The organism is Adhaeribacter radiodurans, assembly GCF_014075995.1.
In the GTDB taxonomy this organism is placed as follows: Bacteria; Bacteroidota; Bacteroidia; order Cytophagales; family Hymenobacteraceae; genus Adhaeribacter; species Adhaeribacter radiodurans.
Genome location: NZ_CP055153.1, coordinates 2,226,821 through 2,250,779, shown reverse-complemented (window position 1 = coordinate 2,250,779; position 23,959 = coordinate 2,226,821). Strand labels below are relative to the sequence as shown.

Annotated in this window: 16 protein-coding genes, 2 tRNA genes and 3 rRNA genes; 7 read left to right on the top strand and 14 right to left on the bottom strand. The window is 41.8% G+C overall.

Annotated elements, in window-relative coordinates; all coding sequences use genetic code 11:
* Window positions 1-143: 143 nt before the first annotated feature.
* The 11 genes from rrf to HUW48_RS09365 form a co-directional block, all read right to left on the bottom strand.
* Window positions 144-255 (bottom strand): 5S ribosomal RNA (rrf, locus tag HUW48_RS09415).
* Between the two features lie 143 nt (window positions 256-398).
* Window positions 399-3,292 (bottom strand): 23S ribosomal RNA (locus HUW48_RS09410).
* Between the two features lie 186 nt (window positions 3,293-3,478).
* Window positions 3,479-3,552: transfer RNA gene (locus tag HUW48_RS09405), tRNA-Ala, on the bottom strand.
* A 6-nt stretch (window positions 3,553-3,558) separates the two neighbouring features.
* Window positions 3,559-3,635, bottom strand: a tRNA-Ile gene (locus HUW48_RS09400).
* A gap of 208 nt (window positions 3,636-3,843) precedes the next feature.
* Window positions 3,844-5,364 (bottom strand): 16S ribosomal RNA (locus HUW48_RS09395).
* Together the 16S, 23S and 5S rRNA genes with 2 tRNA genes alongside form the textbook arrangement of a ribosomal RNA operon.
* A 608-nt stretch (window positions 5,365-5,972) precedes the next feature.
* On the bottom strand, window positions 5,973-6,146 hold the full coding sequence (locus HUW48_RS09390; RefSeq protein ID WP_182412023.1) for a hypothetical protein: 174 nt from the start codon (window positions 6,144-6,146) through the stop codon (window positions 5,973-5,975).
* Between the two features lie 127 nt (window positions 6,147-6,273).
* A complete protein-coding gene (locus HUW48_RS09385; RefSeq protein WP_246343891.1) occupies window positions 6,274-6,345 on the bottom strand; it encodes a DUF2480 family protein in 72 nt (23 codons plus the stop codon).
* A 294-nt stretch (window positions 6,346-6,639) separates the two neighbouring features.
* Complete coding sequence (locus tag HUW48_RS09380) at window positions 6,640-7,476, bottom strand: FkbM family methyltransferase (RefSeq protein ID WP_182415425.1); 837 nt, start codon at window positions 7,474-7,476, stop codon at window positions 6,640-6,642.
* A gap of 791 nt (window positions 7,477-8,267) precedes the next feature.
* The gene (locus HUW48_RS09375; protein WP_182415424.1) at window positions 8,268-9,776 is read right to left on the bottom strand and encodes a sodium:solute symporter; all 1,509 of its coding nucleotides are present in this window, start codon (window positions 9,774-9,776) and stop codon (window positions 8,268-8,270) included.
* Entirely contained in the window at window positions 9,773-10,717 is a 945-nt protein-coding gene (locus tag HUW48_RS09370; RefSeq protein ID WP_246343804.1) for a dihydrodipicolinate synthase family protein, read from the bottom strand. The genes HUW48_RS09375 and HUW48_RS09370 overlap by 4 nt, the downstream gene beginning before the upstream one ends.
* Before the next feature lie 62 nt (window positions 10,718-10,779).
* Window positions 10,780-11,814, bottom strand: coding sequence for a sialidase family protein (locus HUW48_RS09365; RefSeq protein WP_182415423.1), 1,035 nt, complete (start codon window positions 11,812-11,814; stop codon window positions 10,780-10,782).
* 417 nt (window positions 11,815-12,231) lie between these two features.
* On the opposite strand from HUW48_RS09365, the gene HUW48_RS09360 reads away from it, so the two are divergent.
* The gene (locus tag HUW48_RS09360) at window positions 12,232-13,872 is read left to right on the top strand and encodes a M28 family peptidase (RefSeq protein WP_182415422.1); all 1,641 of its coding nucleotides are present in this window, start codon (window positions 12,232-12,234) and stop codon (window positions 13,870-13,872) included.
* A 307-nt stretch (window positions 13,873-14,179) separates the two neighbouring features.
* Window positions 14,180-14,935 (top strand): DUF6503 family protein, encoded by a 756-nt coding sequence (locus HUW48_RS09355; RefSeq protein WP_182415421.1) that lies wholly within the window; start codon window positions 14,180-14,182, stop codon window positions 14,933-14,935.
* 103 nt (window positions 14,936-15,038) lie between these two features.
* On the opposite strand, the gene HUW48_RS09350 is transcribed toward HUW48_RS09355, so the two are convergent.
* Both HUW48_RS09350 and HUW48_RS09345 read right to left on the bottom strand, forming a co-directional pair.
* On the bottom strand, window positions 15,039-15,287 hold the full coding sequence (locus HUW48_RS09350) for a peptidase associated/transthyretin-like domain-containing protein (RefSeq protein ID WP_182415420.1): 249 nt from the start codon (window positions 15,285-15,287) through the stop codon (window positions 15,039-15,041).
* A gap of 1 nt (window position 15,288) precedes the next feature.
* The gene (locus tag HUW48_RS09345) at window positions 15,289-15,621 is read right to left on the bottom strand and encodes a winged helix-turn-helix domain-containing protein (RefSeq protein ID WP_182415419.1); all 333 of its coding nucleotides are present in this window, start codon (window positions 15,619-15,621) and stop codon (window positions 15,289-15,291) included.
* A gap of 82 nt (window positions 15,622-15,703) precedes the next feature.
* Here HUW48_RS09345 and HUW48_RS09340 point away from each other — a divergent pair, with 82 nt between their 5' ends.
* Entirely contained in the window at window positions 15,704-16,450 is a 747-nt protein-coding gene (locus tag HUW48_RS09340) for a DNA-formamidopyrimidine glycosylase family protein (RefSeq protein WP_182415418.1), read from the top strand.
* Window positions 16,451-16,664: 214 nt separating this feature from the next.
* Here the strand turns inward: HUW48_RS09340 and uvsE are convergent, their stop codons facing one another.
* Window positions 16,665-17,576, bottom strand: a complete 912-nt coding sequence (gene uvsE, locus HUW48_RS09335; RefSeq protein ID WP_182415417.1) for a UV DNA damage repair endonuclease UvsE — start codon at window positions 17,574-17,576, stop codon at window positions 16,665-16,667.
* 433 nt (window positions 17,577-18,009) lie between these two features.
* Between uvsE and HUW48_RS09330 the strand changes: the two genes are divergently transcribed.
* The 4 genes from HUW48_RS09330 to HUW48_RS09315 all read left to right on the top strand — a co-directional run bounded on the left by HUW48_RS09330 (window position 18,010) and on the right by HUW48_RS09315 (window position 23,930).
* Window positions 18,010-18,711, top strand: a complete 702-nt coding sequence (locus HUW48_RS09330; RefSeq protein WP_182415416.1) for a dihydrofolate reductase family protein — start codon at window positions 18,010-18,012, stop codon at window positions 18,709-18,711.
* Window positions 18,712-18,887: 176 nt separating this feature from the next.
* A complete protein-coding gene (locus tag HUW48_RS09325) occupies window positions 18,888-19,538 on the top strand; it encodes an NAD(P)-dependent oxidoreductase (RefSeq protein ID WP_182415415.1) in 651 nt (216 codons plus the stop codon).
* 460 nt (window positions 19,539-19,998) lie between these two features.
* Complete coding sequence (locus tag HUW48_RS09320) at window positions 19,999-20,655, top strand: 3-keto-disaccharide hydrolase (protein ID WP_182415414.1); 657 nt, start codon at window positions 19,999-20,001, stop codon at window positions 20,653-20,655.
* A gap of 398 nt (window positions 20,656-21,053) precedes the next feature.
* Window positions 21,054-23,930 carry a PVC-type heme-binding CxxCH protein gene (locus tag HUW48_RS09315; protein WP_182415413.1) on the top strand — a complete coding sequence of 959 codons (2,877 nt, stop codon included), beginning with the start codon at window positions 21,054-21,056 and terminating at the stop codon, window positions 23,928-23,930.
* Window positions 23,931-23,959 lie beyond the last annotated feature (29 nt).

Sequence of the window (23,959 nt, the reverse complement as noted above, 5' to 3'; positions counted from 1 at the left end):
TACCTAAACCCGTGATTATACCTTTCCAGGTTCTTTCATTTTTATAAAGAGAGAAGAATAAGGCAAGAATCCGCTACCCATTTCACTAAAAAGCAGAACGCCCGCATCTTCAAGGAAGGTGGGGGCGTTCAGAGGAAAAAAGGGGTTGGCGGCTACCTACTCTCCCGCATGTGATTGCAGTACCATTGGCGCTACGGGGCTTAACTGCTCTGTTCGGAAAGGGAAGAGGTGAACACCCGCGCTATAACCACCATTATTGTTCGGCTTACTGGTTAAGTAAGCGAAGCTGCCTGGGCAGCTTTGATAATGGCTAAAGTCTTATTCACTAGCACCACGTGCTAGCGTAACATAAATGGGCAAGAGAAAACGCTACCGTGGACTGGAAGTAAACAGGGTTTTTAAGAAAGTTTACGGGTAATTAGTACGGCTCAGCTTTGCAGTTTCTTGCTTTACACCTGCCGCCTATCAACGTGATCATCTCTCACGACCCTTAAAAGAAATCTCATCTTGAGGTGAGTTTCGCACTTAGATGCTTTCAGCGCTTATCTCATCCAAGCGTAGCTACCCGGCGCTGCAACTGGCGTCACAACCGGTGCACTAGCGGCTTGTCCAACCCGGTCCTCTCGTACTAAGGTCAGGTCCTCTCAAATTTCTTACGCCCACAACAGATAGGGACCGAACTGTCTCACGACGTTCTGAACCCAGCTCGCGTGCCACTTTAATCGGCGAACAGCCGAACCCTTGGGACCTTCTCCAGCCCCAGGACGTGACGAGCCGACATCGAGGTGCCAAACCTCCCCGTCGATATGAGCTCTTGGGGGAGATCAGCCTGTTATCCCCGGCGTACCTTTTATCCTTTGAGCGATGGCCCTTCCATGCGGAACCACCGGATCACTATATCCTACTTTCGTACCTGCTCGGCTTGTCGGCCTCACAGTCAAGCACCCTTTTGCTATTGCACTCTACGCACGGTTACCAAGCGTGCTGAGGGTACCTTTGAAAGCCTCCGTTACTCTTTTGGAGGCGACCACCCCAGTCAAACTACCCACCAAACACTGTTTCCCTTGCGAGATTAGGCTCCAAATAATTCAAGGGTGGTATTTCAACGTTGTCTCCACGATGCCTAGCGACACCGCTTCATAGACTCCCACCTATCCTACACATGAATTATCCAGAGTCAATGTTAAGCTATAGTAAAGGTGCACGGGGTCTTTCCGTCCCGTTGCGGGTACTCGGCATCTTCACCGAGACTACAATTTCACCGAGCTCACGGCTGAGACAGCGCCCAGATCGTTACACCATTCGTGCAGGTCGGAACTTACCCGACAAGGAATTTCGCTACCTTAGGACCGTTATAGTTACGGCCGCCGTTTACTGGGGCTTCGATTCAGAGCTTCGCCCTTGCGGACTAACCCCCCCTCTTAACCTTCCAGCACCGGGCAGGTGTCAGGCCTTATACTTCATCTTTCGATTTCGCAAAGCCATGTGTTTTTGTTAAACAGTCGCCTGGGCCTTTTCACTGCGGCTTCTTGCATTGCTGCAAGGAAGCGCCCCTTCTCCCGAAGTTACAGGGCCATTTTGCCGAGTTCCTTGGCCGTGATTCACTCGAGCGCCTGAGGATGCTCTCCTCGACTACCTGTGTCGGTTTACGGTACGGGTAGCTTCATAGTAAACGCTTAGCGGGTTTTCTTGGAAGTCGGATTAGGGTCATATCACCGCCCCCGAAGGGTTGGTGTACTATCGGCTTTCAGCTAGTTCGGCGGATTTGCCTACCAAACTACTACCTACCACCTTCAACGTACTATTCCGTCAGTACGCAGACCTTTCACTCCTCCGTCACCACATCACTCTATGAAGCTAGTACGGGAATATTAACCCGTTGTCCATCGACTTAACCTTTCGGTATTGCCTTAGGACCCGACTAACCCTGAACCGATTAGCGTTGTTCAGGAAACCTTAGTCTTACGGCGTGCAGGTTTCTCACCTGCATTATCGTTACTTATGCCTACATTTGCTTTTCTCATCGCTCCAGCACCCATTACCAGGCACCTTCAACGCCGATGAGAATGCTCCCCTACCACATGTATTACTACATATCCATAGCTTCGGTACTATACTTGATGCCCGATTATTATCGATGCCCTGTCGCTCGACCAGTGAGCTGTTACGCACTCTTTAAATGAATGGCTGCTTCCAAGCCAACATCCTGGCTGTTAAAGCAACTGGACCTCCTTTGTTCAACTTAGTATAGATTTAGGGACCTTAGCTGATGGTCTGGGTTGTTTCCCTCTCGGCGTGGGACCTTAGCACCCCACGCCTCACTGCCGCGTATATTTTAGAGCATTCGGAGTTCGTCTGGATTCGGTAGGATGTGACTCCCCCTAGTCCAATCGGTAGCTCTACCTCTCTAAAACTCTAACCACGACGCTGTTCCTAAAAACATTTCGGGGAGTACGAGCTATTTCTCAGTTTGATTGGCCTTTCACCCCTACCCTCAACTCATCCAAATCCTTTTCAACGGAAACTGGTTCGGTCCTCCATGTGGTGTTACCCACACTTCAACCTGGTCAAGGGTAGATCACAAAGTTTCGCGTCTACCCCCTCTGACTATGCGCCCTATTCAGACTCGCTTTCGCTGCGGCTCCATGTTTTCAAACATTTAACCTTGCCAGAGAGGAGTAACTCGTAGGCTCATTATGCAAAAGGCACGCCATCACCCCACGAAGAGGCTCTGACCGCTTGTAAGCGTATGGTTTCAGGTTCTATTTCACTCCTTTATTCAAGGTTCTTTTCACCTTTCCCTCACGGTACTGGTTCACTATCGGTCTCTCAAAAGTATTTAGCCTTACCGGATGGTACCGGTAGATTCAGACGGGATTTCGCTGGTCCCGCCCTACTCAGGATCCCACTAAGGCTGAAAAGCTTACGCTGACAGGGCTATCACCTTCTCTGGCTTACCTTTCCAGGTAATTTAGCTTTACTTTTCAGTCCCATCTCGTGGTCCTACAACCCCAGTATTGCCGTAACAATACTGGTTTGGGCTCTTCCCTTTTCGCTCGCCACTACTCAGGGAATCATTTTTATTTTCTCTTCCTCCGGGTACTTAGATGTTTCAGTTCTCCGGGTTTGCTCACCTTGCGGTGTGACTAGTCTTCAACTAGCCGGGTTGCCCCATTCGGAAATCTCGGGATCACTTCGTATGTGCCAATCCCCCGAGCTTATCGCAGCTTATCACGTCCTTCCTCGCCTTTGAGAGCCTAGGCATCCCCCATACGCCCTTAGTAACTTTCTTAAAAAATTTACTCTTTACTCGTATTTACAGTCTACTCTAGTTTTTCTCTTGCCATTATGTCAAAGAACTTTATCTTAGGCGTTAGTTGCTCGCTTGTGGGTCGATGGGATACATCGGCCAGCCAAACAAAAAATCCTAAGTTTAGTAGTAAAGACCTGTTGCCTTTACTGAGGTACTATTTAAGTGTGGAGAATAACGGAGTCGAACCGTTGACCTCCTGCGTGCAAAGCAGGCGCTCTAGCCAGCTGAGCTAATCCCCCATGTGCTGGTGGGCCTGCCTGGACTCGAACCAGGGACCTCTACATTATCAGTGTAGCGCTCTAACCACCTGAGCTACAAGCCCTCATTCTTCAGTTGAGTTGCATGCTCCGGCTTTCTTAAGCTTGAAGTCCTTCTTTCTTGTCCTTGCCCGCTCTCGTTTGCTTCTCAAGCTTACACGCAGCTATGATGCCACTTCTTTTTTTCCTGACTACTAACCAGTCGTTAGTAGCAATAAGGTTTGAATAAGAGAGAGAGAATAGCTAACCGGTTAGAGTAACCATCAGCTCCAGAAAGGAGGTGATCCAGCCGCACCTTCCGGTACGGCTACCTTGTTACGACTTAGCCCCAGTTACCAGTTTTACCCTAAATCGCTCCTAGACGGTTACGATCTTCAGGTCTCCCTGACTTCCATGGCTTGACGGGCGGTGTGTACAAGGCCCGGGAACGTATTCACCGCGTCATTGCTGATACGCGATTACTAGCGATTCCAGCTTCATGAGGTCGAGTTGCAGACCTCAATCCGAACTGAGAACGGTTTTTTGAGATTGGCATCTTATTACTAAGTAGCGACCCTCTGTACCGCCCATTGTAGCACGTGTGTAGCCCTAGGCGTAAGGGCCATGATGACTTGACGTCGTCCCCACCTTCCTCACTGCTTGCGCAGGCAGTCTCTCTAGAGTCCCCGGCATTACCCGCTGGCAACTAAAGATAGGGGTTGCGCTCGTTGCGGGACTTAACCCAACACCTCACGGCACGAGCTGACGACAGCCATGCAGCACCTTGCTTTGTGCCCCGAAGGGAAGCCTCATCTCTGAGGCGGTCACGCGCATTCTAGCCTAGGTAAGGTTCCTCGCGTATCATCGAATTAAACCACATGCTCCACCGCTTGTGCGGGCCCCCGTCAATTCCTTTGAGTTTCACCCTTGCGGGCGTACTCCCCAGGTGGATAACTTAACGCTTTCGCTAAGACGCTGGCCGTGTATCGCCAACATCGAGTTATCATCGTTTACGGCGTGGACTACCAGGGTATCTAATCCTGTTCGCTCCCCACGCTTTCGTGCCTCAGCGTCAGTTACAGTCTAGTAAGCTGCCTTCGCAATCGGTGTTCTGGATAGTATCTATGCATTTCACCGCTACACTATCCATTCCGCCTACCTCGTCTGTACTCAAGCCTGACAGTATCCATGGCAGTTCAACAGTTGAGCTGTTGGCTTTCACCACGGACTTATCAAGCCGCCTACGCACCCTTTAAACCCAATAAATCCGGACAACGCTTGCACCCTCCGTATTACCGCGGCTGCTGGCACGGAGTTAGCCGGTGCTTATTCACCAGGTACCGTCAGTTCCCTTCGCAAAGGTATTTTCTTCCCTGGTAAAAGCCGTTTACAACCCAGAAGGCCTTCATCCGGCACGCGGCATGGCTGGGTCAGAGTTTCCTCCATTGCCCAATATTCCCTACTGCTGCCTCCCGTAGGAGTCTGGTCCGTATCTCAGTACCAGTGTGGGGGATCATCCTCTCAGAACCCCTAGTCATCGTTGCCTTGGTGAGCCGTTACCTCCACCAACTAGCTAATGACACGCATGCCCATCTTTTATCGCCGTAGCTTTAATCATCCTCAGATGCCCTCAAATGATATTATGCGGTATTAATCCGAATTTCTTCGGGCTATCCCCCAATAAAAGGTAGGTTGCATACGCGTTACGCACCCGTGCGCCACTAACTGGAGTATTGCTACTCCAGCCCGTTCGACTTGCATGTATTAGGCCTGCCGCTAGCGTTCATCCTGAGCCAGGATCAAACTCTCCATTGTAGAATATAATTTGTGAGTATCACTACTCAAATTTGTCTCGCTGGATGGTTACCTGCTCTTTTAACATAAGACCCTCTCACCATCAAGATGAGATGTAGCACTTATGCGGTTTGCTATTCTCTTTTCTCACTCATTCAAAGAACTTTTGTAAACCTGTCGTTTACTTAGGCAACCTTCTTAACTGCTCATTAAGCAAGATTATTTTCTCTCTTTTTCCCGTCTTTTCTCTTTTGAAAAAACCTTGTTTCGTTTTGGGAGTGCAAAGGTCAACATCTTTTTCCTTCTTTCCAAATCTGAAAGTAAAAATTTTAATCTTTTTTTTTCACTCCCCTATTTCCTCCTCCCTCTCTCCGAAAACTACCTCTTCGCTCCTTCAAACGAAAAGGCTTTCCTGCCTGCTTTTCTTGCCTCAACCTGCTGTCGATTTGGGAGGGCAAAAGTCCGAATCTTTTCTCAAACCTCCAAACTTTAAGGAAACTTTTTTTTCGAAATTTACCGGGCTTTAATCGGCGCTTTTCGCCGAAACAGAAGACAAAAGTACGAGCCTTTCCCCGCTTGCGCAAACTTTCTGCTCACTTTATTTTACCCCCCTTATGGGTCCCTACTTTTTATCGGAGTAGAACCCCGGTCCAGCCGGCTACCAGACTCTTCTTTTTCTTTTCGGGCTCGCCTCCCGCCCATGCTTTTGGCCGAAGAAAAAAAGGAAACTTATCTCCCCCTTTTTCGTTGCGGTGCACAAAGGTAACACTTCCCCCGCCGCTTTTCCTAATACCAACCCCCATTTTCCCTCGCCCCCGGCCTAACTCCCTGATTCCCCCTAAGAAAAAATTTCTCCTAAACCTCTAACTCGTTCCTAATCACGAACGGCGTACCTGCCTTAGTAAGAGTTCAACTATTTTCAACAAACGTTTACGCTTTCGGCTTTTTATAGAGGGGTACCGTGCTACACGCCTCCCCGTACATGATACTACTCGCTACCATCATTAACCTATGCATGATATAGATAGGTATGCGTATGCATTTATCATCTGTTTCCTATTATCTATAATAGCAGCTCTTTCAATGCATAATACTAGATTTTCAGCTTCCAAACTTTTTGGTTTAGCTTAATTTTTGGTTAGATAGATAAATGAACTTCGTTATTCTCACCCATAAATCGTGCGGAAAAAAAACTAATCAAGAAAATTGCAGTAGTGCCCAACACAATGGCCAAATTAGGATGCAGGGTACTTTAAATTTCAAACCTTTCTAAAGTAAAAACTAATTGTAGCCTTTTTACTGAACAGGAGAGTATATTACATCCGTTAACGGTAATAAACCAAACTTTTCTAAAACTTCTTTTCTTGATTTATGAATACCTAAAATATTTCCGTTAACCTTCTTTAAATTATTTACCAGCCTTTTCTTTGGGTTTAAAAGAATGTAATCCAAATTATTTAACAGCTGTAATACTTCATAGTCATTTACAGTTACTTCAATCATTAAATTAGGCTTGTGCTTTGTTAAGGTTTCGGTCATTCCTGTCAAAGCAAATAATTCCGCTCCTTCAATATCCATTTTAATGAAATTAATAGAAGCATTAAGATAAAATTGCTTTAAATAGCTATCAAGAGATACAGTTTCTACTTCTACTGTTTTCTTACTCACTTTAACTCCCGAATTAGCTAAAGCAGCATTAAATCTTTGGTAATCATTTATTAAAGAATTATTCTGACCGGTTAAATTTTCTAAGTAAAAGTTGGCTACTCCATTCTTATCAGATACGGCTTTCTGAATTAATTCCACATTGTTCAATTTTGCAATATTCCTTTGTAAATAGGGAATATTGTTAATTCCTGGTTCAAAAATTAAAACTTTTCCCGTTTCTCCGGTTAAAGAACTTAAATACTGACTCACATAACCAATATGAGCCCCTACCTCAATTACTGTACTACCCGGAGTTATACAATCTCTAAAAAAATCCATTGTATCCAGTTCTCTATTTTTACCATGATACCAATAACCTTTGTGCATAAATGTATCCAGAAAGAAAGGTTGGTGGGTGTAATGATGCCGGATTTTAATAGTACCAGGATTAAATATTTTTAATAGATTTAAAAATAATTTTCTCATTCTATTACAACTTAATTTTTCAGCTAACCAGTAAGTAGATTATAGCTCTTAAGCTATAAATTCATTTTTGTAGTCTTAATATTCTCCGGATAAAAACCGGCTTAAAGGAGGTTTAATGCACAAGGTGGGGCGGTATGCTACTATTGCGATATCTTTTCAGAAAGTGTAAATGAATAACTGTAGCAATACAATTAAACTGGTAAAACCAAAATAGAAATTAATTACTCTTAAACCAAATAACTCAATAATTATTTCAAGATGTTTTATGCTTCTATACAGTTAAAAGTTTTGAATTCAGTTTACAATTGTTTAATAAAATTAATTCTACCTAGCAATTTACCAGCAGAATTAAAAAGTGAAGCTAGCATAATGTACTTGCACTCTCCGGTTGTGTAGACTAAGGCAGTAGATTTTAATAATTTTAATGACGGTGATTGGTATAAGTTTTTTATTTAAAAACAATGCTTTATTATATTTCTAATAAGGTAAACAGGAGGTTACTTTATTAAGAATTTGCATTATTTATTATCCGGGAAATTCAGAAGATTATTTTTGATAAGATAACCTGAATATAAACCGCCTATTCTGTTAAAAGATATATTGAAAGGCTAACCATTACTGTTTAATTAGGGCAATAAACTCCTAGCATATTATATATAAAAAACATGTTTTATCAGGCTTTTCTAAGCTTAATAAAATTTTGTTTTCGTGCAGATTGAGAGATTGAAAATCTAAAACATTATAATTATTCCTCTTACCAGCGTTTTTAATTATTGATTTAAGGTAGCTTCTTACCTGCTTTTGAGATTAACATTTACTTTTCGATTAAAAATTTGCGCGGTAAAAAAACCAATTAAGAAGATGGCAGTAGTACCTAACACAATGGCCAGATTAGGATGCAGCGTACTTTTAAAAGGTGCCCAGAAATCATTTCTGAAATAAGCAGGCGAAAGGCTAATCCAACAGATCACCAATACTCCTGCAATAACTCCAAGGAGCGCATCGCGGTTACGAGCCTTTTGTGAAAAGTAACCCAATAAAAACAAGCCTAGCATACCACCACTAAAAATAGAAGACAAAGCCCACCAAGCGTCTAAGGCACTTTTTACCTGTAACATAGCCAAAGCGACGATCACTCCCAGAATACCCATTACTAAAGAAGCCAGATAAAGTACCCACATCGACGTTTTTTCATTTGTATTTTTCTGAAAATATCGCTGGTAATAATCCGTAAGTATAATGGTAGCAGAACTATTCAGGCTGGTGGAAATAGTACTCATTCCGGCAGCAAAAATAGAAGCAATCAACAAACCAGTAAGCCCAGATGGTAATCCATTGGCAATAAAATAAGGGAATACCCGATCAGACAAGGAAGGTTCTTGCAGATTAGCAGGTAATAAATGGGGTTGGGCTTGGTAGTAAGCAAATAGTGCTGTACCGATAAAGAAAAATAAAGCCGAAACAGGTAAATAAAGTAAGCTGCCCAGCCAAGTTGAGAATTTGGCATCTTTCTCAGATTTAGTGGTTAAATAGCGCTGCACGTAGCTTTGGTCGATACCAAAGTTTTGTAAATTAATAAATAAGCCGTAAACAAGTATTACCCAAAAAGTAGAGTCAGACAAGCTGGAACTTAAACTTCCCAAGCTAAATTTATCTTGCTCCGCGGCAATTTTAAATACTTGACTGGGACCTTCGGGCATGGAATAAAGCAATACTAATGCACAAGCCAAAGCGCCGGCAATTAAAATAATAGCTTGAATCGCGTCCGTCCAGATTACTGCCTGTATACCGCCCATTAAAGAGTATACCAGAACGCCAATGCCGGTAACGATTATAATGGCAGGAATATTCCAATCAAAAAGGGCGTTCATGGGCAAGGCCAATAAAAACATAATAGAACCCATGCGGGCTAATTGCGTGAGCAGGTAACACGCCGATGCATATAAGCGAGCCCAAGCCCCAAAGCGGGTTTCTAAATAATAATAAGCCGAAACGCTGTTAATACCGCGGTAAAGGGGGACAAAAAACCGCACCGCTATGTAAGAAGCTATTGGTATGGAAAGGCTAAATACAAAACCGTTCCAGTTGGTTTGGTAAGCTTTACCGGGTAGGGCCAAAAAACTAATGCTACTCACATAGGTAGCAAAGATAGATAACCCCACCACCCAGGCCGGCAAATTACCACTACCCACCGTAAAAGCATCTGCGGATTTGTTCCGGAAATAAAAAGAACAGCCGTACAATACAATACCAACCATATAAACCAAGAAAACCAGCAAGTCAAGTAGCGGTAGTTTCATACGGCTGCGTTGGTGGGTAGCATCACATTCAGTTCTTGCAAGTATTGCCGAACAATAGTTTGTTCTTTCTCTGGAAGTGGTTGAAGAGGCTCAGCTAAAACATTTTGGCAAATACCCATTAAAGACAGAGCACATTTTACTCCTTGCAAATAACTGGCTTGCGAGCTACCTACCGTATATAAGTTAGTGCTTATTTGCATTACCCGCTGGTGCAAAGGCAGCAAACGGTCCAGATCGCGGGCAAGCGCGGCTTCGTATAAGTCTACGTACAACTTCGGAAACATATTCGCGCCACCGTTAATGCCCCCGTGTGCTCCCAGTAGTACTACTTCAGCGGTTAATTCTTCCGGGCCAACGAGCAACGAAAAATCCGGATTATCTTTTAATTGATATTGCAGTAGTTGAAAGTTTACCCCGTTGCCGGAACTATCTTTTATGCCTATTATATTAGGATGCTGCGTCAGAATTTTTACCGATTTTGGCTCTAGCGAAATTTTGGTGTGCGAGGGCATGTTGTACAAAAACAAAGGCAATGGCGACTGATCGGCCAGTTGCTGGTAATAACGAATTAACTCCGCCTGACTTAAACTAAAATAATAAGGCGCGGCTGCCACTACTGCGGCTGCCCCGCACTTTTCGGCTGTTTGAGCTAATTGGATACTTTCGGCCAAAGCAGTATCGGTGATGCCTACTAAAACAGGTACCCGGCCAGCTACCAGTTCGCAGGTATGCTCCACAAATTCATGGCGAAGACGATAACTTAAACTACTTAATTCGCCGGTAGTTCCTAAAATAAATACCCCATGTACCCCGCCACTTAAAATATGTTCCAACAATTTTTCTAAACTCTTAACATCAAGAGTATTACTATCCAGTAAAGGCGTAATAATGGGCGGAATAATGCCGCGTAAGGGTTTAGGAAGAACAGCTTTTTTCATCATGAAAAGGTATGTAGGTATTTCAACTTCTTAATTACAAAAATTTTAGAAAGAAAGCTGGCTTTTTACTTTTTTTCCGCCAGTATTACGTGTTTGATGTTTTTGCGGTCGTAGGTATAGGTAAGATGTACTTTGCCATCCTGGGTTTGAATAACCGCCGGGTAGCTAAATTCACCTTCCGGTTTATCTTCTAAAATAATAATATCTTTCCATTGCTTGCCGTCTTTAGAAATTGCTACGCTTAACTTGGCCCTACCTTTTGACCACTCGCTGCCGCGAATAGTAGGATTATACACCAATAACTGTAAGCCATTTTTTAAGGTAACGGCATCGGTACCGGAGTTAGGATTTAGTAAATTAGTTTTAGTAAGTGGCCCCCAGGTTTGTCCGTTATCTTTTGACCAAGCTTCCACAACTCGATCGTGTTTACTCCGGCAGAGAATTTGTAAACGATTATTCGGATAAAATAAAATACTTGGCTGAATTACATCTAATTGGGTTGCCGGATCTACCGGAACGATTTGCCAGGTTTTACCTAAGTCGGTTGATTTTTCCAGGTGTACGCGCCATTTATCATTAGTTTCGGTGCTGGTAGGCGACAAAATGGTGCCGTTGGCAAGTTGAACGGGTTTGTTCTTAATAGGGCCTAAAACTCCATCGGGAAGCCGCTCCGGGGCAGACCAGGTTTGGCCATTATTCATAGAAGTCCGTACCAAGCCCCACCAATCGCTTGGCGAAGGACCCACCTTGTAAAATAAAAATAGCTTCCCTTCTTTCGCTTTAAACAATACCGGGTTCCAGCAAGGATAGCGTAAGGTGTCGTTTATAATTCCTTCAGCCATTAAAGTAGGTTTGCTCCATTTCCCGTTTTCCTGTACTGCCAGCCAAATTCCTACGTCCGGGTGCCGCTCGTGGGTACCACCAAACCAGGCCGCCAGCAATTTACCGAGGGTAACCTCAACCAAGGTAGAAGCGTGACACTGCGGGAAAGGCACATTTTGAAAAATAAGTTCTTCTTTCTCTTTTTGCCAGGCACTTTGCCCAAAAACAGTAATAATAGTAGATAACAGCAAAACCAAAATGGCGGATAGTAGCTTCATAGTGGTTCCAAGTTATTGGGATAATTTAATAAAAAGCAAAAAAAGTAAATTATTTAAGCGATAACCTAAATACATTACCACATACTAGCCTTTTTACTTAACCTGGTTCTAACATGCAGTTCAGAAAAATGGTTAATTAAAAAATTAGAAGCTATGTCATCTCAAATTTTAGCAGCTATTCTGCACGAAAGAGTTTTGGTTACCGCCCGGACTAAGTGGATAAGCTATTCTATTCATTTAATAAGGATTTTACCTAACTAATTAAGATTATAAATCCATGTTTAATAAAATTTATGTTTAGGTTCGGTTGTTACCTCGGTTTTAGTAAATAGGTAGAGTAAAATGGGAGTTTTAGGTTATTTTAACGTTTACCTGTTCTTTGCGTAACTTCATTAAAATTTATTCCTGGCAATAAGTATGAAAGTATCAGGCTTTATTATTTTTTATTTCTGTATTATCCTCACAGGAACTGGCTTGGCTCAAACGTTTAAACCGAATAAAAATGTTGAACAGGCTTTGCAAACCATTGATCCCAAGAACATAGAAGCGCACATCAGATACTTAGCGGATGATCGTTTGCTTGGGCGCTTGCCGGGCACATCCGGTTACCAAATAGCTATGGATTACGTAGTTAATCAGTTTAAAACAGCCGGGGTAGAGCCAGCCGGTGAAAATGGAAGTTTCCTGCAACAAGTTAGGTTGCGAAAAGCTTTTACGAATAAAGGAGCCCGATTTGCTTTATCAGATGCAAATGGAAAAGAGGAAGCTCTCCGAAATGGCGAAGATTTTATACTGTACCCACATTTCGAAAATGCTCAGGTTACTTTACAAGCTCCCCTGGCTTTTGTGGGCTACGGCATTAGCGCTCCCGAATTAAACTACAACGATTATGCCGGTCTGGATGTAAAAGGTAAAGTTGTGGTTATTAGACGTGGGGCTCCGCGGAGTTTTCCTTCGAGCGTGGCTGCCAGCAGCATGAGCCTCAATACTATATTAAATACAGCGCTAAAACACGGAGCAATTGGAGTTATTATTAGCTCTCCCAGCAACTATTTACGCGAATTAAACGGGGTAAATAGCGTCCGTTTTCCGGATGGCAAAATTGCAGCTTCGGGCAGTTACGTATCTGATAAAATTAAATTACTGAGTTTATTTAATCGAAAATGCTTTAATCAATTGCTACAAAACAGTGGTTTAGATACCAGTCAAACTTATACTTCCTTATCGGCTGGCAAAACTGCTTCGGCAGACCTTCCGAACCAGATAAAAGTATCTTATCAAAACACGTATCAGGATTTAGATAGTTATAACATAATTGGTAAAATTACCGGCTCTGATGCAAAGCTTAAAAATGAGTACGTGCTGCACACCGCTCACTTAGATCACATGGGCATTAGTACTCCGGTAAAAGGCGATTCAATTTACAACGGCGCCCACGACAATGCTTCGGGAGTAGCTTGTTTGCTCGAAATTTCAAAAATGTACACCCAACTCAAAGTTAAGCCTAAACGATCTATTTTAATTGCTTTAGTAACCGGCGAAGAAATGGGATTACTGGGCTCTTCATACCTGGCTATAAAACCAATAGTACCAAGTAAAAATCTGATAGCTAACATCAATACCGACATGCCTACGCTTATTGCGCCTTTACTTTCGGTGGTAGCCTTAGGAGCCGAGCACTCCTCGTTGTATAATCCGGTAAAAGAAGCTGCTACCTATTTAAACTTAGCGGTTGAAGCAGATCCGGAACCCGAGCAAAACCGTTTTGTGCGCAGCGATCAGTACAGCTTCGTGCGGCAAGGTATACCCGCCCTGCACATTAAATACGGGAATAAAACTGCTGATGGAGCCAATAATTTAAATAAAATTGTGCAGCAATGGCGCGAAACCTATTATCACAAACCCCAGGACGATATTAACGGAACTTTTGATTTTAATGCGGGCAAAGTGTATACTCAACTCAACTTTTTGATAAGCTACCAGGTTGCCCAAAACTCTACCCGACCCACCTGGAACCCCGATAGGTATTTTTCCAAAAATGCTGCCGTTAGTAAATGACCCATTATTATGGTGCTGCTGCCCACAGAAGAATAAAGTAAAAGAAGCTGTTTATTATTAAGGATTGAAGCAAAAAAATTTTGCTATAGTGACGTCCTTACCACTAACTTTAATCCTTCCCCGATTTAGTAAATTAGTTGGTCAGGTTATTCTTAATTTGCGGTCATATAATCCCGGAACCGGATTATTTTAATTACAGTAAGAAGTTTGGCCTTAATGCCGCTTTGAAATTTTATATGAAAATGTAATTTAGCTTTTCATTCTTCTAGTATCAGAATAATTAACGAACTGCCTTTCACCATTTAGCATGCGCCACTACCAAAGCTACTTATCTTTTTTACTTTTACTAATTGCCTGTCAATCGAGCCCGAACCAAACGGAAATGGCCACTGACAAGGTACAGGAAATTATAGATAAGGCCATTGAAGTACACGGCGGTAAAAAATTCGAGAAGGTAAATTTAGCATTTGATTTCCGGGGCAGACATTATGAAGCCCAGCGTCAGGCGGGCAGTTTCACCTACACCCGTTCCTTTACTGACTCCACAGGTCAGGTAAAAGATGTTTTGAAAAACGATAGTTTCACCCGAACTATAGATAATCAGGTAAAAAGCTTACCGGAGGAACGAATAAAAGCATTTACAGCTTCGATAAATTCAGTAATTTATTTTGCCTTATTACCTTTTGGCTTGAACGATCCGGCTGTAAAAAAAGAATTATTAGATACTATTACTATTCGGCAAATTCCATATTATAAAATTAAAGTAACCTTTAACCAGGAAGGCGGCGGGGAAGATTTTCAGGATGAATTCCTGTATTACATTAACCAGAAATCCGGCACGATGGATTATTTTGCCTACACCTACGCTACCGAAGGCGGCGGCATTCGTTTCCGTCAGGCTATAAACCCACGCGAAATAGGTGGTATCCGTTTTCAGGATTATATAAACTTTGAACCCGTAGGAAAGATAAATTTTTGGCAAATTGAAGATTTATTTAATGCAGGTAAGCTAAAAGAATTCTCCCGAATTGAGTTAAAAAACATTCAAGTTAAAGAATTATAGTTGCCGCTAAAACAACACGAATTATCTTAATCTAATACTTTAAAATCCATCTCTATACTCTTGCTTCTCACCTGAGGAAATTTGGTTGTTACAAGCACTAACATTAGTTTGGCTGTGGAGAGCCTTTTAGCGTTCCGGTGCAGCAAAGCAGCATGGCACGACGGAGTAAGCCAAAATTATCGTTCGAGTTGGTGTTGTTCCCTAATTTCGCTCCTTTTAGTTGGATGGTAGCAGATGGAATAGGCTTTGGGGTAGTTTTGTCAAGCACACTACCTAATATCGAATTTAAGGTTTGCGGTTGGCTCGAAAAGGAATTAAAATAAGAGCAAAAGTAACAGTAAAAAAGAACCATATTATGCAGGTTTTAAATTGCGTTGTTGTAAGTTTTGGTAGGCTTGTATGGCTTGTTTACCTTCTTCGGTAACGATGGCTCCTCCTCCTTTCTTACCGCCGGTTTGAGTAAGCACAAAAGGTTGTTTGGCTTGCGTATTCATAGAGGTAACTAAATCCCATGCTTTTTTATAGGACATTTGCATGGCGGCTGCGGCTTTCGCAATAGACCCAAATTCCATAATTTTTTCCATCAACTCTACCCGGCCAGGACCTAAAAAACGATCGTGTTCACTTTCAACCCACAAACGACCGCTAATCCGAAAAGATAATTTTTCACTAAATAGCTCTTTCATAAAATTTTCTTCTTTGTAAGAGAGCGGTAAGTTAGGTATTTTCGTTTAACCCCAAGTTTACTATTTAAAGCTAACCTACCCTATGCCTGAAGGCCCACAAATTATTATTCTGAAAGAACAACTTGAACAATATGTGGGGCAGGAAATATTAGAAGCCAAGGGTACCGTCAAGAATATTCCTGTACAAAATTTGAAAAATCAGATTTTAACGGAAATCAAAACTTATGGCAAAGTACTCTTATTGTGCTTTCCAACTTTTACTATTCGCATTCATTTAATGCTTTTTGGTAAATACGCTATTAACCAGGAACTAAACCGGGAGCTTCGGCTAGGATTTACGTTTGAAACCGGCGAAGTTAATTTTTATGCCTGCGATTGCCGCCTTATCTCGGAGCATTTAAATCAGGTTTACGACTGGAGCACCGATGTAATGCATCCTTCTTTTAACCAAGTTAAAGTTCTGGAAAAATTTTATTGCCACCCTGAACGCCTTATTTGTGATGCTCTCTTAGATCAAAAGATTTTAGCTGGAGTGGGTAACGGCATTAAAAATGAGGTTTTATTTCGTACGCACATTCATCCTGCCAGTTTGATGGGTCAAGTCCCGGAAGCTGCGTTAAAGAACTTAATTCGAACCTGTGTTACGTTTAGTAAGGAATACCTTTCGTGGAAACAAGAAGGCACTGAAAAAGAGAATTGGCAAGTTTATCAGCAACGGGTTTGCCTAAGGGATCAGGTTCCTTTACGCAAAGAAAAAATCGGGAAGCCGGTTCGGTCTTGTTATTTTTGTGAGAAATGTCAGGTTTTGTATTCTTCTTGCGTATTCTAAATTTAATTAAGTAAAGAGCCACAAGTATCAAGATAGTAGATATCAGACTTTTATAAATTTACTAAATTTAATATCAATACCTTATTTCAGTAATTCCGGCATCTAGTTATTAAATTAATTTTGTTCAGTTACTCATTTTTTAACGGTATCGATTTAAAATTAGAATTATTAATTTATTTAAAACATCCCAAAGGATGAATCGGAATGTTACCACTTATTCTTGCTTGATATTGTAATCCTGCAGGTATTTGGCAACGGCTAGTTCTTTCGCTTTTGCCTCGAACATAATATCTATTTTTTGATAGTAGGTGTTTACTTCTTCGTATATATAGTCGGCATGCGCTGTTTGTACGGAAGCGGGATCTTCGTACTTTTTCTTGGAGCTGGAATAATGTACAACGGGAGTTATATCTTTTGGCCATGTACTTACGGCTGCTAATAAGGCTTCTTCTTCGCTTAAACCACCCGTGCAAAATTGGTGATGGAAATAATCAAAGGTTATGGGAATAGTAGTTTGTTCGTGCAGCCAAATTAGATCCTTCACACTGAACATATTGGCTTTGTCGTCGTTTTCAACGGCCAGTCTTTTCCGGACGTTATCGGGTAGGCGCATATAGTTATCTGCAAACCGGACTAAGGCCGAGGTTTTATCGCCAAAAGCGCCGCCCACGTGAATATTTATTTTGGCATAATGCGATTGCGGCAAGTTTAGTAAATCCATAACCACGGCGTGCTGGTCGAGTTCGTGCAAAGTTTTACTTAATACATTAGGAGACTGAGCCGCCAAAACGTTAAACGGTCCGGGATGGTAGGTCAAACGAAGTCCGCTTTGGGCAGCCTTTTCACCGCAACGCTGTAAAATTTTACTAATTTGTTCGAAATCTGGTAAATCCACTACCTGGTACTGACTCATCCAAGGGAGCATATCCGAACTCATCCGGAAAAACAAAATTTTATGCTCTATATTCCAATCTAAAACCTTTTCAAAATCAGTAAAATTTGCCAGGGCCAGCGACGAAGCATAGGAAACTCCTTTCTCCTGGTAAGTCCGTTTCATCATGGAACGGTTTACCTGAATTTTTTGAGCAGCCAAAGTTAAATTAATGGAAGCATAGCCAAAGCGCATAAATCATTGGGGTTAGATGGTGTCTTAGCTAAACTAAAACCAATTAAACTTGTTACGAAGAATGCATACTTTCATCTAAAAATACAAATGGCTTAAATTTTATAAAAATCTTCGTTTGAGAAAATGGCTTTGCTCTTCAGGCAGTTCTGGAAAATGTTAAACATTCTTAGTAGCTCAATTCTTGGCGTAAAAAGTAAATGTAAGCGGTTGCATCCTCTTGGTAGAATTAGACTCTTCCTATTTAAATTAGATAACATTAACCATCTGGCAAATAGTTACTGATTAATTATTTAACTTCCTGAAAGTCAATAAACCGAATATTTAGTAAATAATTTAGGCAACAATTTTCAGCTTAAAAGATTATTCATTCGTTCTTCCTGGTTAGATAATTATTTGAGAAAGTTTGTCATTTTTAACTAAAACCTTATACAACATGAAGCCTTATGTTATTTGTCACATGCTGGGATCGGTGGATGGTCGGATAAAACAGGATATTTGGGGATTTAAAGACCACCACAAGTATTTTGAAGAAACTGCCGAGAAAATAGAAGCAGACGCCTGGTTAGTTGGTCGGGTAACGATGCAGGAATTTTCGAGTAAACAACGGTATGAATTAGAACCGCCCCAAGAAGACATTCCCAAAGAAGACTTTGTGGCCAATCAGCCGGTTAAATCTTTTGCTGTAGTAATTGATCCCTCCGGAAAATGTTTCTGGGATTCCAATATGGTTTCTACGGAACATGTTATTGAAGTACTCACTGAAAAAGTACCAAATAGTTATCTTAAGCATCTTCGAAGCAAAAACGTATCTTATATTTTTGGTGGGAAAGAAGAACTAAATCTGGAATTAGTATTAAATAAATTATATGACCTTTTTAACATTCGTACGGTGCGCATTGATGGCGGCGGCCAGGTAAATGGTTCATTCCTAAAGGCAGGATTAATAGATGAATTCAGCTTGGTGTTGGCTCCCGTTGCTGACGGCACCATTGGCTCTCCTACCGTTTTCGAAGCAGAAGAAGGCTACGGCTCCCGGAAAGCAACTCAATTCAAAATAAAATCGGTAAACCAGATTTACGAAGACTTTCTATGGATTCGATATGAGGTGGTAAAAGATTCTAATCAGGAGAGGTAAACCGCTGAACGGTTAAAATTTAAAATTACAATTGTGATTTACTAAAATACTGATACAACATATTGTAAACGAAAGCTAATAGTTTAAACATTGTATTTTGACGTAAATGTACAACCTTCTTAAGAAAATCTGGTTAGTACCTCAACCGTTTTAAATTATATTATAAGTAGTTAATTATGAAAGTAGCACTAATTGGAGCATCCGGCTTTGTAGGCTCGGCCGTTTTACAGGAACTGGTTCAACGAGGACATCAGGTTACGGCTATTGTCCGGAACCCAGAAAAAGTAAAACCTGCCGAAAACGTTACCGCGGTTAAAGCTAATGTTTTAGATGAGAACGAAGTGGCCAAAGCTGTTAAAGAACATGATGTAGTGGTAAATGCCTTTAATCCGGGCTGGACAAATCCGAATATCTACGAAGAAGCTTTACAAGGTTCGCAGGCCATTCAAAACGGAGTAAAAAAATCGGACGTAAAACGGTTGTTCGTAGTAGGTGGCGCGGGTAGTTTATATGTTTCTCCAGATACTCAATTAATCGATACGCCGCATTTCCCCGCCAGTTTTAAAGCCGGGGCATCTGCTGCCCGCGATTACCTAGATATCTTAAAAAAAGAACAAGAGTTAGAATGGACGTTTTTAAGCCCCGCCATTGAAATGCACCAGGGAACATCGGGCGAGCGCAGAGGCACGTACCGCCTGGGTTTAGAAAATCCGGTTTATGACGAAAATAATCGCAGCATTATTTCAGTAGAAGACATGGCTATTGCTATTGTGGATGACTTGGAAAATCCCAAACATATTCGCCAGCGGTTTACGGTTGGATATTAAGTAATTCTATTTTTCCGGAGAAAAGAGAATAGATTTTTTTCTTTGGTGCGGATTGGTGCGGATTTGATACTATTCTAAAGAAAAAGTGCTTTAATATAGAACCACTATGGCACGGATTTACTTGCGTGCCATTTTAATGTTAAGGGTACCTTATTAATGGCAATACCTAAGTTTGGAATGGGTGGTACGTACCGTTGGTTAGGAGTGGTCTACTCATAATCCTAAATTTAAAAGTAATACGTTCCAGTTTTTATAGTAAACCTTGCGCCATAGTAACTTGCACAGTATATTAGGTTCCGGCTGCCATCAAGGCTTACCTATAAATCTTCAATAATTATAATAAGGATTAACAATAAATTTTTCTTTTAACAGATAAAAGAAATTTAATCCAGAATATTATAATTTCGAAGGTTTTAAAATAAAGTAAGTATTCTGGGTAAATCGCCTTAACCAATCTGTTATGAAAAAATTATTTTTACCGCTCGTTCTTTTTACTGGTTATTTTTGTCTCTCCTTAACTCCGCCTAAGCCTAAAACGATTCAATTATTTAATGGTAAAAACTTTAAGGGTTGGCAGGGCGATACCCTGCATACCTGGCGCATCCAGGATGGCGCTTTTGTAGGAGGATCACTCACCGAGAAAGTACCCCATAACGAATTTCTCAGCACCACTAAGAGCTATTCTAATTATATTTTAAAGTTAAAGTTTAAGCTTACCGGTTCAGAAGGCTTTATCAACGGGGGGGTTCAGTTTCACAGCCAACGTATTGCCAATCCACCTTATGAAATGACTGGCTACCAGGCTGACTTAGGTAAAGGTTTTTGGGCAAGTTTATACGACGAATCGCGGCGTGATAAATTACTTGCTACCGCCGACTCTATGCTGGTAAAACAAGTGCTCCGGCTAAATGACTGGAACGACTACGAAGTAAGAACCCAAGGAAAGCAAATTCAAATATTTTTAAACGGCAAACAAACGGTTAATTATGCCGAAGAAGATGCCTCTATTCCTCAGGCAGGTTTGATAGCTTTACAAACCCACGGCGGTGGAAAAGTAGAAGTGTACTATAAGGATATTCAACTGACGGAAATACCTAAAAAAAAGTACAGTAATTAAAAAGAACTTTACCAAAAATATCCACTCTTCAATTAAAATTGTTTTGTATTACGAATAAAATTAAAAAATATGGCCAATAGTGGTGTTCTCACCGTCTATTATAATCCTTCATTCATATACTTACCGGGGCAAACACCCAGCCAGTGCTTTTAATTAGTAAACTTTAAAATTCTAATCAGATTCTTATATTAAATCTGAATGCATCTATTTTTTTTATCGGTTTATCCTTAACTTCCTGATATAAATTTTTAAATTTTTAATCTTGGTCATTGTAAGCTGGTAAAAAAACTTTTTACTAAGATAAAAATGCTATTTACTATTTGCTTCTGCTTGCCCAAGGTAATTGCTCAAAGGATGTACTTTTCATTTTTATATTAACTTAAAACAATACCGTTATCATGAACCTACCCCGGTCGTTTATTTTAATTGTTTTTACTTTATTATTAAGTGCCCCTATCCTGGAAGCCAAACCCATGCCTGCTCTACCGCAGGTGAAAAAAGCAGCGAAATACGATCGCGATTATACCTTGCAAACCACCATTTTAGGTTATTACAGCACCGACGGAAAACGGAACCCGGTACTACAAGCAAAAAAAGGAGAAACCGTACGCATAAAAATTGTGAACGGCGAACTAATGACCCACGATATAGCGCTGGAGAAAATTGGGGTTAAAAGCAAAGTACTCGTTGAAAAAGGCGATACCGCCAGCGTGGTATTTAAAGCTACGCAAAGCGATACGTACTTTTGTACCATTCCAGGACACCGGGCGGCCGGTATGGTGGGCAAATTTGAGGTAGTAGCCGAAATTGCCTCTACCGAAGAATCAATTGTAGGTTTAATCCCTAAGAAAGCCGGCAAAGCCTTAAACTTAAATTTTGAAAAGGGCAGTCTGCAAGACTGGACCGGCGAAGGCGATGCCTTTACTAATCCGTTGGTTTCTGGTGATCCTTCCCCGATGCACGAAAAAGACATGCCCATTAACAAAACCGGTAAGTATTTTGTAAGTAGCGGTGGCACCAAAAATTATAAACGTACAGGTACTCTTACTTCCGTACCTTTTACCGTAACCCAACAATTTGCTTCTTTTAAAGTTTCCGGTGGTGCCTTGCAGGACACCCGGGTAGAACTGGTACGGGCCGATAACAAAGAAGTATTTTTTCAGATTACCGGCACCGGTCGCGCAACGTTGCAACCTGTAGTAGTAGATTTATCGCCGGTAATGAATAAGGAAATATTTATTCGTCTGGTAGACAATGAAACCGGGATTTCTACTATTCCTTACATTAAAGACGATATCTGGGCGCACATTAACTTTGATGATTTTCAGTTCCATGCCACCCGTCCGAATTTTACGAATGAGCTGAAGCAAAGCGATATTATCATTCTTCCCCCATTAGATCCGGTAACGCATTCCGGGCTTTCCGGAGTAGAAGCCGCCAAAGCTATGACCATGGCACCGGGTTTTTCAGTTAAATTAGCTGCCTCCGAGCCCGAAATTATTCGTCCGATTAGTTTTACCATTGATGCTAAGGGAAGATTGTGGGTAGCCGAAGCCCATACTTACCCGGTAAGAGCTCCCGAAGGACAAGGTAAAGACCGGATTCTGATTTTTGAAGATACCAACGGGGATGGAACGCTCGACAGCCGGAAAGTATTTACCGAAGGTTTAAATTTAATTAGTGCCATTGAAATAGGTATGGGTGGTGTTTGGCTAGGTTCTGCGCCGCATTTATTATTTATTCCAATTGACAAATCCGGTGACAAACCGGCAGGGCCGCCGCAGATATTATTGGATGGTTGGGGCTACGAAGATACCCACGAAATGCTGAACAACTTCCGGTGGGGACCCGATGGCTGGTTATACGGCACACATGGCGTATTTACCCATTCGAATGTAGGCAAACCAGGTTCCCCTGATTCAGAAAGAACTAAATTAAATGCCGGGGTATGGCGTTTCCACCCTACTACCAAAAAATTTGAATTATTTGCCGAAGGAACCAGTAACCCCTGGGGAATTGATTGGAACGATTATGGCCATTCGTTTATCACCGTTTGCGTTATTCCGCACATGTTCCATGTTATTCAGGGCGCCCGCTACCAACGGCAGGCCGGTGAGCACTTTAACAAATACACCTACGATGATATTAAACAATCCGGCGACCACGTGCACTGGATTGGCGATCGCGGCCCGCACGCCGGTAATTTTAGATCCAACTCCAAAGGTGGCGGTCATGCCCATGCCGGAGCCATGATTTATTTAGGCAACGAAAACTGGCCCAAAGAACTGCGTAATCAGATTTTTATGAACAACATTCATGGCAGCCGGGTAAACATGGATTTACTAAATCCGAAGGGTTCTGGTTATCAGGTAAGCCACGGCAAAGATTTTCTGGTTACCAATGATACCTGGTCGCAGTGGTTAAATTTCCGGTACGATGCCAGCGGTTCGGTATTCGCTATTGATTGGTACGACAAAAACCAATGCCATAGCTCTAACCCTGATGTGCATCAAAAAACCATGGGCCGGATTTTTAAGATCAGCCACGAGTCGGATAAGTTTGTGAAAGTAGATTTAACTAAAGCTTCGGATATGGAATTAGTTAATTACCAACTGAATCCAAATGAATGGTACGTCCGCAATGCCCGTTTAATTTTGCAGGAACGTGGCCCAAATAAAAAAGTACACAAAGCATTAAAGAAAATCCTGAATGATAATGCTGATCCTACCCGTAAATTACGGGCTATGTGGGCACTACACGTTACCAAAGGTTTAAGCGAGAAAGAACTATTAGCTTTATTAGATAACGAGAACGAACACGTAAGAAGCTGGGCCATTCAGCTATTAGCCGAAGACAAAAACTTATCGGATGCGGCTTTGAAGCGTTTTGCCGACCTGGCTAAAAACGATAAATCGGCGGTAGTAAGGTTGTATTTAGCTTCTGCTATTCAAAGAACCACTCCTGAGAAAAGATGGGAAACTTTAACTGCTTTAATGCAGCACGAAGAAGACAAAGAAGACCATAATCTACCCTTGATGTTATGGTATGCTTTTGAACCAACTGTACCAACCGATATGAACAAAGCTTTAGAAGTAGCGCAAAAAGCCAAAGTGTCGAGTATTTTACCGTATACCGTAAAAAGAATCAGCGACATGAAGTCGGCGGAGTCTTTAAAAACTTTACAAGGTTTCCAGCAACGCTTGGATGCCAACGATCATTCTCATCAAGGCCATGAATTACAAGCTTTGTTAAAGAAGGCTCTGGAAAGTAAATAACCTATAAATCTATACTTGAATAAGTTTTC